Genomic DNA, 12,335 nt, shown 5'->3' with positions numbered 1-12,335 from the left:
TTTGTCACGATTCAGCGGTATACTGGCGGCTTTGTAATTCGCCGGATGCATTATGGCTCCCCATCTCGTTAAAGGTGCCCTGCTGTTATTGCTGGCCGAGGCCTGTTTTGCCGGCATTGGCGCCGTAGTAAAGTTTACCAGCGCCACCGCCAGTGAAGCCCAGGTGGTGTTTTTCCGTAATTTCTTTGCCTTGCTGCTAATGCTGCCGTTTTTGTTTAAACACGGTTTTAGCCTGCTGAAAACAAGGCGTTGGTATCTGCATGCCAGCCGGGCCCTGACCGGCATTATTTCGATGTACTGTTTTTTCTATGTACTGGCCCGCTTGCCACTGGCACAGGGCATGCTGGTGCTGCTGCTTTCCCCCTTTGTGGTGCCAATCATCGCCCGCTTCTGGCTAAAAGAGCGGCCCTCGCGCATCACGCTGGCCGGCATTGTGCTCGGCTTTGCCGGCGTGGTACTGGCATTACCCACCCCGGATCCCAATCTGAATCTGATCTTACTGGTGGCGCTGGCGTCTGCGATCCTGGTCGCGGTGACCAAAACCACTATCCGCTATATGTCTGATACCGAGCCGGCGGTGCGTATCGTCTTTTATTTTTCGCTGTTAACCGCTGTGCTGTCGGCGGTGCCGGTGCCTTTTTACTGGCAGCCGCTAAATACCGAAGTCTGGCTGGCATTTTTGGGTATGGGGGTGTTGGCAGCGGTGGGCCAGTTAGCGATGACCCGTGCCTATGCCATCGCGCCGGCCAGTGATATTGGCATGTGGACTTACAGCAGTGTGATCTTTGCCGGCGCCTTTGGTTACCTGTTCTGGCAGGAGCCGGTCACCATGAGCTGGGCTGCCGGGGTGCTGGTGATTTTCTATGCTGGTTATATTACGACGCGCCAGCGCTTACTCTGAATGGAATACTTTAGCGTCCCGCTCTGGTACTGCGTCGTCAGACAGGCTAAAATACGCTCCCTTTTTTACAGGCGACAACACAGGCAAGAATAATGGGTAAGAAGCTGCATATTAAAACCTGGGGCTGCCAGATGAACGAATACGATTCATCGAAAATGGCGGACCTGCTGGATGCCACACATGGCTATACGCTGACCGAAGAGGCAGAAGAGGCCGATGTGATCTTGCTGAATACCTGCTCGATTCGTGAAAAGGCTCAGGAAAAGGTGTTTCACCAGTTGGGCCGTTGGCGGCCACTGAAAGAAAAGAATCCGGAGCTGATTATCGGTGTTGGCGGCTGCGTGGCGTCACAGGAAGGCAGTGCCATCCGTGAGCGGGCCCCCTTTGTTGATATCGTATTTGGCCCGCAAACCCTGCACCGGTTACCGGAAATGATCAATTCCGTGCGCGGTGACCGCTCACCGGTAGTTGATGTCTCCTTCCCGGAAATCGAGAAATTTGACCGTCTGCCAGAGCCAAAGGCCGAAGGTCCGACTGCTTTTGTCTCCATTATGGAAGGCTGTTCGAAATACTGTACCTTCTGCGTGGTGCCCTATACCCGCGGTGAAGAAGTCAGCCGGCCACTGGATGATGTGTTATTTGAAATTGCCCAACTGGCCCAACAAGGGGTACGTGAAGTCAATCTGCTGGGGCAGAACGTTAATGCCTATCGTGGTGCCACCCATGATGGCGGTATTTGTCATTTCTCCGAATTACTGCGCTTAGTGGCCGCCATCGACGGTATTGACCGTATTCGTTATACCACCTCGCATCCGGTGGAATTTACTGACGATATTATTGAAGTGTATCGTGATGTGCCGGAGCTGGTAGACCATTTACACCTGCCGGTGCAGTCTGGCTCGGATCGGATTTTAACGCTGATGAAGCGCGGTCATACCGCGCTGGAATATAAAGCGCAGATCCGTAAACTGAAGAAGATCCGCCCTCACCTCAGCATGTCATCCGATTTTATTATCGGCTTCCCCGGTGAAAGCGATGAAGATTTTCAGGCGACCATGGATCTGATCCAGGCGATTGACTTTGATATGAGCTTTAGTTTTATCTATAGCGCCCGCCCCGGTACGCCGGCCGCCGATCTGCCGGATGATGTCAGCGAAGACACCAAAAAGCAGCGCCTTTATATTCTGCAGGACCGGATTAACCAGCAGGCATTGAAAATCGCCCGTGGTATGCTGGGCACGGAGCAGCGGATCCTGGTAGAAGGACCGTCGAAAAAGAATATTATGGAGCTGACCGGCCGCACCGAAAATAACCGGGTGGTAAATTTCGAAGGCTCACCCGAGATGATTGGTCAGTTTGTTGATGTCAAAATCACCGATGTATTCAGTAACTCATTGCGTGGTACTGTATTGCGAACTGAGCAACAAATGGAACTGCGCCGCCAGACTGCCCCGGCACAAATTCTGGCCCGGCAGCCAAAAACCGATGAGTTAGGCGTGACGGCATACGTCCCCTAAGCCTGCGTCTGAACCAATAGAGAGAGCCAGCTTGAACAGCGACAGTAGCAGTATTGAATTACAACTTGAGCCTGCCGACCACCGGCGGCTCACCTTACTCTGCGGCCCCTATGACGATAATCTGAAGCATCTGGAACGGCGCTTACTGGTCGAGATCAGCCATCGCGCCGGCCAGATCCGCATCGACGGTCCCACAGCTAATATTGACGCCGCCGCCCTGATCCTGCGCGAGCTGTATCAGCAAACGCTGAATGGCCAGCAACAAGTGCAAGCTATCAGCCCGGAGCAGGTACATCTGACCATTAGTGAACACTTTGATATTCAGTATCAGGGGCAGGAAGGCACCCAGCGCGAATTTTCACTAAAAACCAAAAAAGGCTTAATCAAACCCCGCAACCCGAATCAGGCTGCCTATGTGGCAAACGTGCTGCAACATGATGTTAGTTTCGGCATTGGCCCGGCTGGTACCGGTAAAACCTATCTGGCCGTGGCCTGTGCGGTGGATGCGCTGGAAAGTGGCCAGGTCAAACGGATAGTGTTAACCCGTCCGGCGGTAGAAGCCGGCGAAAAACTGGGCTTTTTACCCGGTGATCTGGCGCAAAAAGTCGACCCTTACCTGCGCCCGCTGTACGACGCCCTGTTTGAAATGCTCGGTTTTGAAAAGGTCGAGAAGTATCTGGAACGTGGCGTGATTGAGATAGCGCCGCTGGCCTATATGCGCGGCCGTACTCTGAACGATGCCTTTATTATTCTGGATGAAAGCCAGAACACCACCATCGAGCAGATGAAGATGTTTCTAACCCGCATCGGGTTTAGCGCTAAAGCCGTGATCACCGGTGATGTCACGCAGGTCGACTTGCCTCGCGGTCAGTATTCAGGCCTGAAACATGCGATTGATGTGCTTAGTGCTGTGCCGGAAATCAGCTTTAACTTCTTTAATGCCAAAGATGTCGTGCGCCACCCGATAGTACAGCGTATTGTGATGGCCTATGAAGCCTATGAAGCGGCGCAGCCAAAAACTGATGAGCCAGCACGTAGCGGGAGTCGCCGATGAGTATTATCCTGGATTTACAACTGGCCAGCAGTGCCCACGACTTGCCTGACGCAGCCCAGTTTCAAACCTGGCTGGACGCGGCCATCCTGCCGTTTCAGGAGCAGGCTGAGGTCACAATCCGGGTTGTGGATGCCGCAGAGAGCCAGCAACTGAATCTGCAATACCGCGGCAAAGACAAACCGACTAATGTGCTGAGTTTTCCGTTTCAATGCCCTCCCGGTATTGAGCTGCCGCTGCTTGGCGATCTGGTGATTTGTGCGCAAGTCGTTGCTACGGAAGCAGCTGAGCAGGGCAAGCCGCTGGCGTCACACTGGGCACATATGGTGGTGCACGGCTGCTTGCATTTATTGGGATTTGACCATATAAATGACGCTGATGCTGAGCAGATGGAAGCAGAAGAAATTCAGATTCTGCAGCAACTTGGTATCAGCAACCCCTATTTACTGGATGAAATCTGATGTTCAATTGTTATGGAGCTAAAGTTCACTGATGAGTGACGACAATCCCCACTCTAGTCGCGGCTCTGCGTCGCGTAGCTGGTTAGAACGTATTGCCAGCATTTTTAGCGCAGAGCCACAGGATATCTCGGATCTGGAAGACATTATCAGCGAAGCCGCCGTACGCGAGCTGATTGATACCGATACCAAGAATATGTTGCAGGGTGTATTGGACGTATCCAATATGCGGGCCCGCGACATTATGATCCCCCGCTCCCAGATGGCCACGCTGGATATCGAGCAACCGCTGGCCGAAGTCCTACCCATTCTGCTGGAAAACAATCACAGCCGTTATCCGGTGGTAAATGAAGATAAAGACCATATCGAAGGCATTCTGATAGTCAAAGATCTGCTGCAGTATGCACTGGACCCCAGCAATACCGATTGGCAGTGGCGCGATCTGGTGCGCCCGGCGGTCATCATCCCGGAAAGTAAGAAAGTCGATGCCCTGCTGCGGGAATTCCGGCAAAAACGCTACCATATGGCAATCGTCGTGGATGAATACGGTGGCGTTTCCGGCCTGCTGACGATTGAAGATATTCTGGAGCAAATTGTCGGCGAGATTGAAGATGAGCACGACGATGAAGAAGAGCACGATATCAAGAAGATGGCTTCGCGGGTTTTTCAGGTGAGCGCTCTGACGCCACTGGATGAATTTAACGAAACCTTTGGTACCCAGTTTGACGAGGAAGATGCCGATACCATTGGCGGTATTGTGTTGCATGCCTTTGGCCATATGCCAGCAAAGGGCGAAGCGATTACGCTGGGCGATCTGACCTTTAAAGTCAGTAAAGCCAATAGCCGCCGCCTGATGCAGTTACAGGTGATCCGCTCGCGCCCGAGCGAAGCAGAAGGAAGCTAATCATCAAAGCGCTGTGGTCCCGGCCCTGGTTGGTTGCCGTCAGTTTACTGCTGGCCGGTTTAGCCAATACTCTGGCCTTCGCTCCCTATACCCTCTGGTGGTTGCCGCTATTAACGCTGGCCTGGTTTAGCGCAGCCATTGCCAACAGCACCACCCCGCGCCAGGCCGCGGGCTATGGCTTTAGCTATGGTGTCGGTTGGTTTGGGCTAGGCATCAGCTGGGTACATGTCAGTATCGACCAGTTTGGCGGTTTGCCGCTGGCTGGCAGTCTGAGTTTAATGGCGCTATTAGTCGCCTATCTGGCACTGTTTCCGGCCTATACCGCCTGGCTCAGTCGTCGCCTGCTGGGCACTCTCTCCTTACCACTGCTGCTAATGGCGTGCTGGACCCTTAGTGAGTGGCTGCGCAGCGTATTGCTTACTGGCTTTCCCTGGTTATCGCTCGGCTACAGTCAAACGGATTCACTGTTCAGGCACTATGCGCCGCTGCTGGGTGAAATCGGTATCAGCGCCGTGCTGGTTTTTATCGCCGCCAGTCTGGCCAATCTGCTGCAGCGTCTCTCCTGGCCTGCGCGCTGCTGGCCAGCCGTAGTCAGTGTACTACTTTGCCTGCTGAGCCCACTGCTGGTGCAGTTTAAAGGCTGGCACCACAATAACGAGCAGTTAAGTGTGTTGCTGGTACAGGGCAATGTGCAGCAGGAGCTGCGCTGGGTGCCGGAGCAGGAATGGCCGACTATGCTGAAGTATCTGGATCTGACCCGGCCGCATCTGAGTCAACACCAACTGGTGATCTGGCCGGAAGCCGCCGTGCCGCGTATTGAACCTCTGGCCGATGACTTTCTAGAGAACCTGGATAAATCAGCATTCTATAGCGATACCGCGGTGATCACCGGCATTATCGATTACAACCTGAAAACCCAGGAAGCCTGGAATAATCTGATTGTATTGGGTAAACAAACTGCCGACGCCAATAGTGGTCACTATTTCCATGGCCATGCCAACCGCTTTAGCAAACATCATTTACTGCCGATTGGCGAATTCGTGCCGTTTGAGAGCTTTCTGCGCCAGCTGGCACCGATTTTCGATTTACCGATGAGCTCTTTTAACCGCGGCAGCTATGTGCAGCCTAACCTGACTGCCAATGGCTTTCATTTATTGCCCGCGATCTGCTTTGAAATTGCCTTCCCGGCGCAGATCCGCGCCAATCTGACCAGCGAGACCCAGCTGTTACTGACCGTCAGTAATGATGCCTGGTTTGGCGACAGTATAGGCCCGCATCAGCACCTGCAAATTGCCCGCATGCGGGCGCTGGAATTCGGTTTACCGCTGTTACGCGCCACCAATAATGGCATCACCGCGACCATAGATGCCGATGGCCGGATCCGGCAACGCGCGCCGCAGTTTACTGAAGCAGTATTAAGTGACCAGCTGCTGCTGACAGACGCTGCAACCCTTTACCAAAAGCTGGGAAACTTACCGGTTTTCTCCTTTAGTACTTTGCTACTACTGCTCGCCGCTTTGCGCCATTATCGCTCACGCCGTTAAGCCCAGCGGTATCCGGTGAGCGGCCTGTTCGATTATTTTTTTCTGCTGTACCCAGTTTGCCGGTTGCAATTATTGGCAATTCATGACAAAACTTCTGCAGCAAAGTCATTTGCGATAAGTCGCCACTTAGATGCGACAAAAATAATAATAAGGCCCAAGGCCATTACCACAGCAATGAAGGAAGTCTCATGAAAAAAAATCACCTTACCCCTCTGGCACTGGCAACCCTGGTTGCTCTGGGTTTAGCCGGTCAGGCGGTGGCGTCAGATCGTTTTATTATTCAGGTCGATAACGATAAAAAAGGCATCGTAAAAGCGCTGGCAGTACAACTGGGCGGCGAGATCCATGTTGACTCTGACGGCTTTATCGCCGCTACCTTTAGCGGTAAAGATCTGTCCCAGGTTAAAGGCTTGCTCAGAAATCCACATATTAAGCTGATTGAAGAGGACGCCAAGCGTTACCCAATGGCGCTGTATAACGATACCGCCGGCGATCCGACAGTGCAACAATTAACCCCCTATGCTTATCTGCAGTCACAGGCACATCAGACCCCGTTTAACCTGGGCGCCTCACCCAAGGTTTGTGTAATCGACTCTGGTATCGCGCGCGATAGCGGTGAAACCGGTGGTTATAATGCTGACTTTGACTGGGGCAGTATTAGCGGCACCAGTAACTCCGGCACCGGTGACTGGTTCCGCGATGGCGGCCCGCACGGCACCCACGTTGCCGGTACTATCGGCGCCGCGGACAACGGCTTTGGTGTGATCGGGATGGCACCAGGCACGCCGATGCATATTATCAAAGTCTTTAATAACAGTGGCTGGGGCTATTCTTCTGATTTAGCCCATGCAGCTAATCTTTGTGCACAAAATGGCGCCAAAGTTATCAATATGAGTCTGGGTGGCGGTCGTGCCAATAGCACTGAAGAAAATGCCTTTATCAACTTTACCAATAATGGGGGCCTGGTACTGGCGGCAGCTGGTAACAGCGGTAATAACGTTCGCTCTTTCCCGGCCGGTTATCCATCGGTAATGATGGTCGGAGCTAATGATGCCAATGATCAGATTGCCTCATTTTCACAGTATCCATCCTGCACTACCGGCGTTGGCAAAAATCAGACTACGAATGAAGGCCTCTGTGTCGAAGTGACTGCTGGTGGCGTGGATACCTTATCCACTTACCCCTCTGGCGGCGCTGCCTTTGCAGCACTCACTGCAGGGAATAATGGCTACGCCGCATCAGCAATGGAAAACACCGGCGATGCCTCAGGCAGCACCTATTTTATGGGTCTGGCCACCAGCACCAACAGCGCCGCAGCCGGTAAGATCTGTGTTATTGATCGTGGTACTATCTCATTCCATGACAAGGTACGTAACTGTCAGTTATCGGGTGGTATTGGCGCTATCCTGATTAATAACGAACCCGGTATGCTGTATGGCACCCTTGGCACCAGCAATCAAACCAGCATCCCCGCTGTTGGCGCCGCCTTTGAAGATCGCAGCGCTCTGGTCGCTGCAACCTCGGCTTCGATCAGTATCGGTGCATCAGATTATGGTTATATGAGCGGTACCTCGATGGCAACACCAGCTGTTGCGGGTCTGGCGGCGCGGGTATGGTCTAATTTCCCGCAGTGTACCGGTACTGAAATTCGCAATGCCTTAAAAGCGACCGCAGTGCGGCCGGCGGGCGGCGATGCGGTGAAATTTGGTAAAGGTATTGTCAAAGCGAAAGCGGCGCATGATTACCTGACCACCCACGGTTGTGCCGGTGGCGGTTCAGGCGGTGGTGACACTGGCGGCGGCAGCGGCGGTGGCAGCTGTAAGGGTAAAAAGTGCAGCTGATCGCTGTGCCAGCAATTAACTGAACCTGATAATAGAAAGCCGCGATATCGCGGCTTTGTTTTTTACAGGCTTGTTGCAACTCGCCGTTTATTCCTCACTTCCGCCATTAACCAGCTCAGCGATTTCCGCCAGGCGCAGTAACGCCCGACCATTAAGTGATTTTTTCGGATACTGACCGCGGTTATTACGTTCACCTGCGACTTCACCGGTTAATAGCTCCAACGCCTGATCCACGGTTTTGACGGTGTAAATATGGAACTGCCCGGCAGCAACCGCAGTCACCACGTCCTGATCCAGCACCAGATTTAACTGATTACTGGCCGGAATAATCACCCCTTGCTCACCAGTCAGGCCTCGTGACTGACAGAGCCGGAAATAACCTTCAATTTTTTCATTCACGCCGCCTATTGCCTGTACCTGACCATATTGGTTAATCGAGCCGGTCACTGCCAGACTTTGCCGGATTGGAATCTCGGTAATGGCCGAGATCAGGGCACAGACTTCAGCCAGTGAGGCGCTGTCACCGTCAATGTGGCCGTAGGACTGCTCCATTGCAATATTCGCGCTTAAGGTCAGCGGAAAATCGCGGGCATATTTGGCCCCCAGATAACCGGTTAGTAATAATACACCCTTGGAGTGGATCGCTTTACCCAGCTCCACCTCACGTTCGATATCCACTACGCCGCTGGAACCGGCGAATACCGTCGCGCTGATCCGCGCTGGGGTACCAAAGGCGGTATCACCGATTTCCAGTACCGTCAGGCCATTGATCTTACCGACTGCCAGGCCGTCGGTATCGATCAGAATATGTCCTTCCTGAATATCTTCTAAAAACGCCTCACTGATGCGGCCGGTACGGTATTTTTTTCCTGCCAGCGCCTGGCGGACATGCTCACTGGTTAATTGTTCAGCCTGCTGCTGCCGCGCAAAAAAGCAGGCTTCACGCACTAACTCCAGTACATCGGCAAAACGGGCAGACAGCTTACGCTGATGTTCAGCCTGGCGGAAACTAAACTGTAATAGCTGCTGCAAGCCACAGCTACTTAGCGACTGTAAACCCATTTCCCGCAATTGCAGCTGAATTTGCGCTGCCATATCGCTTAAGGTTTGCGGCAAATAAGGCAAATAATGCTCGAAATCGGCTAGTACCCGGAATAACTCATTAAATTCGTCATCGAAATCCTGCACTAAATAATACAGATCACGCGACCCCAGCAACACCACCTTAACGCTGAGCGGGATGGCGCGCGGCGTAATAATAGTCGAGTTCGTTACTGCATGATCGCTAAGGGTATCAATCACCACTTCACCGGCCTTTAATGCCAGCTTTAATGCATCCCACACTGCGGGCTGGGTTAAAAGCCGATCGGCATCCAGGATCAGATAACCGCCATTGGCTTTGTGCAAAGCGCCGGGGCGGATCATCCGGTAATTGGTAAATAAGGAACCACCGGCCGAGCTATATTCCACCCGGCCAAACAGGTTGCCATAGCTGGGGTTGGGTTCAAAAATAATCGGCGCGCCAGACATCGTTTCATGATGTACCAGCACATTAGGCACAAATTCCTCGATAAAGATTTCGCGGCTAACCGGCTCCTCGCCCTTCTCGCCTTCCGACTCATCCGGCAGCAGTTCCATTACCGCTTTCACCAGTTCCGGTCGCATCTCACGCAGGTATTTTAAGACCCCCAACTCGGCATTGTAGTGATGCTCCAGCTTTTTCAGCATCGGCTTAATCGCTTGCTCAATGGTATCTTTGCGCAGCGCCCGCAAATTCTCCGACAATTCCCGCTTCCACTGCGGCAACTCCAACAGCTGTTCGTTGAGGATGGTTTCCAGCTCCGATACCAAATCATAGAAATACTGCCGCTGCTCTTCAGATAGCTTAGTAAATTCCTGATCATCCAAAGGCTTGCCATCAATGATTGGCGAAAAGCTCACCGCACCGTTTTCTTCGTATAACACAACCTGCTTTTCCAGCGCTTTCTTTTCAACCTGTTCGATAGCCTGTTCATAACGTTCGTCAAAGGCCCGGTGAATGGCTTTTTTCTTGCGTTGATAGCCAGGGTTATCAAAGGCGGCCGGAAAGGTATCCAGCAAATCATCAATCAGACTTTCCAGCTTTTTGACCAGTACCCGGCCTTCACCCGGTAGTAAACGCAGCGTAATGGGTACCCGTTCGTCATCAAAATTGTTCAGGTAGCACCACTCTTCCGGCGTGGCTTTTTCACTGGCGGCCAGCTGCAGAATTTCCTGTACCAGCGTAAAGCGCCCCAAAGCCGGCTCCCCCATCACATAGAGGTTATAGCCCGGCATATCCATCCCAATGGCAAACTCCAATGCAGTTCGGGCGCGGTCCTGGCCGATAAAGGCGGCGGGAACAGCAGGTTGCTGCAGAATATCGGAGACCAGTGCTGAATCCAGTTGCGGGCCAAGTTGTGCCGGCGTCAATGCCAGTTGCTGCTCTAATTGCGTCATTTAGTGCCTTAACAATAAAGGTAAGTTTTTTATATAGTAACAAAAAGCCGGTTACTGCGCTGTAGGCTGTGGCTAAAGTTTTCTGCGTTAACGCCGATAAGCTGGTAAGTGCGATAACTGTAAACCGGAGTATCAGATGAACGAGCGCGACTGCCTGCAAAAAATCCGTAACCTGGGGGTTCGCCTGCAGGAGCTGGAGCTGGCCAGACCGCAGCCTGGCAAATCCTATACCTCGTTAGCGCTGGACTTTTTGTTTAAAGAGCACCAGTTAGAGCGGCCGACCGGTGCACCACTGGAGTATACGCTCAGAACCCTGGGTAAGGCGCTGATGGAGCGGCATCAGCTGAAGTTTCAACGCCTGGATGCAACGGCCATCGTCGACTATTTTTGCCGTTTTTATCGCGTGCATTAAACCGTATAACACTAACTGCTACCAATGCCAGAGCCGTCGGCTCAAGCCATAGCCAATGCTGACAACCAGCAGCATAGCCAACAGATAGGCCGTGCTTAAATAGGCCAGCGCATCCACCGGACAATGTAAAGAGTAAACCGTGGCGGCCAGAAAACCCGCTAAACCGCTACAACTCAGCACCAAACGCCAACGATAAAGTGGTTTAGCCCGGCGTAGTAAACGGAACAAACCCAGCAGGCAAAACGATGCCACAACACCAATCCACGCTACGCAGCTCCAGAATGATGGCTCAGCAAGGGCGTCAGTCAGCGACAGCTCTGGTGCTAGCCAACCAATAGCCAGCAAAGCCGCCCCTCCCGCCAACGCACTCAGCGCCGCACCCTGATATTCTCTATAGGAATACTCGGCTGGCTGACTGCTTAATTGGGTGCAGCGCAGCAGCGCAAAGGTGAACGCGAAAAGCGCAACCGTTTTTAACAGCGCCAATACTGACCACTGCGCTCTGAAACCCAAAGGTGCTAACAGCAAAAGTGCCAGCGAAAATGACAATAACAACCCTATCATTATCAGTCTGTCGGTTAGCATTGGGACAACGGCGCTGTGCCGCACCAGCAGCTGGTTGATTAACTGCTCTGTTTTATCCTTCATCTGCGCTCTCCCCCGGTGCTACCGGCTTTTATTTCGTTGCGTAGCAGCACTAACGCGCGATGCACATTGACTTTTACCCATGCCACACTGCGTTGCATCATATTTGCCGTTTCCGCCACTGACATTTCCTCGACCTTGGTTGCGTAAAGAACCTCCGCTTGCAGCTCTGTTAGCGGTAATAATAATCGCTGCAATGCCTCCGCCTGATCCTCGTGATCTGCCACGACTGTTGGATGCCAGGAGTCATCCTCCGGGTAAGTCTCTGCTTGCTGGCGGATCTGTTGGCGCCGGTTCTCGTAAAATTTATGCCGTAAAATACCGCTAATCCAGGGTTCAACCGGCAAACCCGGCTGATAGCTGTGTAACACCCGATGTATCGTTAACAAGCTTTCCTGAACCAGGTCGTCAAGTTGGTCGCTATTCACATAACGTCGCCCACGACGCTTGATAAAGGGTACTGCCTGGCGCAAAAAGCGCTCATAGGCTGCGTTATCCCCTTGTTGTGCTCTAACTAGCAAAGTCGACCACTCATCCATCAGATTTCTCTATTCATTCCCGTGGCATATCTGCCTGTATCGGAG

The 12,335-nt window shown here is 52.7% G+C and carries 11 protein-coding genes; 8 read left to right on the top strand and 3 right to left on the bottom strand.

Annotated features, from left to right (window positions below):
* The first annotated feature begins 52 nt into the window (after positions 1-52).
* The 7 genes from H1D31_RS04850 to H1D31_RS04820 all read left to right on the top strand — a co-directional run bounded on the left by H1D31_RS04850 (position 53) and on the right by H1D31_RS04820 (position 8,216).
* Positions 53-901 (top strand): DMT family transporter, encoded by an 849-nt coding sequence (locus tag H1D31_RS04850; RefSeq protein WP_008949858.1) that lies wholly within the window; start codon positions 53-55, stop codon positions 899-901.
* A gap of 92 nt (positions 902-993) precedes the next feature.
* Entirely contained in the window at positions 994-2,418 is a 1,425-nt protein-coding gene (gene miaB / locus H1D31_RS04845) for a tRNA (N6-isopentenyl adenosine(37)-C2)-methylthiotransferase MiaB (protein WP_065955874.1), read from the top strand.
* Between the two features lie 31 nt (positions 2,419-2,449).
* The gene (locus H1D31_RS04840; protein ID WP_261256569.1) at positions 2,450-3,472 is read left to right on the top strand and encodes a PhoH family protein; all 1,023 of its coding nucleotides are present in this window, start codon (positions 2,450-2,452) and stop codon (positions 3,470-3,472) included.
* Entirely contained in the window at positions 3,469-3,930 is a 462-nt protein-coding gene (gene ybeY, locus H1D31_RS04835) for an rRNA maturation RNase YbeY (protein WP_261256567.1), read from the top strand. The genes H1D31_RS04840 and ybeY overlap by 4 nt, the downstream gene beginning before the upstream one ends.
* Positions 3,931-3,961: 31 nt before the next feature.
* Positions 3,962-4,831 (top strand): HlyC/CorC family transporter, encoded by an 870-nt coding sequence (locus H1D31_RS04830; protein ID WP_065955875.1) that lies wholly within the window; start codon positions 3,962-3,964, stop codon positions 4,829-4,831.
* A 29-nt stretch (positions 4,832-4,860) separates the two neighbouring features.
* Entirely contained in the window at positions 4,861-6,375 is a 1,515-nt protein-coding gene (lnt, locus tag H1D31_RS04825) for an apolipoprotein N-acyltransferase (protein ID WP_261256563.1), read from the top strand.
* A 188-nt stretch (positions 6,376-6,563) separates the two neighbouring features.
* Positions 6,564-8,216 carry a S8 family serine peptidase gene (locus H1D31_RS04820; protein ID WP_261256560.1) on the top strand — a complete coding sequence of 551 codons (1,653 nt, stop codon included), beginning with the start codon at positions 6,564-6,566 and terminating at the stop codon, positions 8,214-8,216.
* A gap of 87 nt (positions 8,217-8,303) precedes the next feature.
* Here the strand turns inward: H1D31_RS04820 and H1D31_RS04815 are convergent, their stop codons facing one another.
* A complete protein-coding gene (locus H1D31_RS04815; RefSeq protein WP_261256557.1) occupies positions 8,304-10,694 on the bottom strand; it encodes a Lon protease family protein in 2,391 nt (796 codons plus the stop codon).
* A gap of 136 nt (positions 10,695-10,830) precedes the next feature.
* Between H1D31_RS04815 and H1D31_RS04810 the strand changes: the two genes are divergently transcribed.
* A complete protein-coding gene (locus tag H1D31_RS04810; protein ID WP_261256555.1) occupies positions 10,831-11,106 on the top strand; it encodes a hypothetical protein in 276 nt (91 codons plus the stop codon).
* Positions 11,107-11,124: 18 nt separating this feature from the next.
* Here H1D31_RS04810 and H1D31_RS04805 read toward each other — a convergent pair whose 3' ends face one another.
* Positions 11,125-11,754, bottom strand: a complete 630-nt coding sequence (locus tag H1D31_RS04805; RefSeq protein WP_065955879.1) for an NrsF family protein — start codon at positions 11,752-11,754, stop codon at positions 11,125-11,127.
* Complete coding sequence (locus H1D31_RS04800; protein ID WP_065955880.1) at positions 11,751-12,290, bottom strand: RNA polymerase sigma factor; 540 nt, start codon at positions 12,288-12,290, stop codon at positions 11,751-11,753. Before H1D31_RS04800 ends, H1D31_RS04805 begins: the two co-directional genes overlap by 4 nt.
* Between the last annotated feature and the right edge of the window lie 45 nt (positions 12,291-12,335).

The organism is Alishewanella sp. BS5-314, assembly GCF_025377695.1.
GTDB classification, from domain to species: domain Bacteria; phylum Pseudomonadota; class Gammaproteobacteria; order Enterobacterales; family Alteromonadaceae; genus Alishewanella; species Alishewanella aestuarii.
The sequence above is the reverse complement of the archived record's forward strand: the minus strand, read 5'-3'. Positions and strand labels throughout refer to the sequence as shown.

Bases quoted from the DNA above. Each gene is read 5' to 3' on its own strand.
- H1D31_RS04850 (WP_008949858.1), top strand. From the start codon at position 53: ATGGCTCCCCATCTCGTTAAAGGTGCCCTGCTGTTATTGCTGGCCGAG.
- miaB (WP_065955874.1), top strand. From the start codon at position 994: ATGGGTAAGAAGCTGCATATTAAAACCTGGGGCTGCCAGATGAACGAA.
- ybeY (WP_261256567.1), top strand. From the start codon at position 3,469: ATGAGTATTATCCTGGATTTACAACTGGCCAGCAGTGCCCACGACTTG.
- H1D31_RS04830 (WP_065955875.1), top strand. From the start codon at position 3,962: ATGAGTGACGACAATCCCCACTCTAGTCGCGGCTCTGCGTCGCGTAGC.
- H1D31_RS04820 (WP_261256560.1), top strand. From the start codon at position 6,564: ATGAAAAAAAATCACCTTACCCCTCTGGCACTGGCAACCCTGGTTGCT.
- H1D31_RS04815 (WP_261256557.1), bottom strand. From the start codon at position 10,694: ATGACGCAATTAGAGCAGCAACTGGCATTGACGCCGGCACAACTTGGC.
- H1D31_RS04810 (WP_261256555.1), top strand. From the start codon at position 10,831: ATGAACGAGCGCGACTGCCTGCAAAAAATCCGTAACCTGGGGGTTCGC.
- H1D31_RS04805 (WP_065955879.1), bottom strand. From the start codon at position 11,754: ATGAAGGATAAAACAGAGCAGTTAATCAACCAGCTGCTGGTGCGGCAC.
- H1D31_RS04800 (WP_065955880.1), bottom strand. From the start codon at position 12,290: ATGGATGAGTGGTCGACTTTGCTAGTTAGAGCACAACAAGGGGATAAC.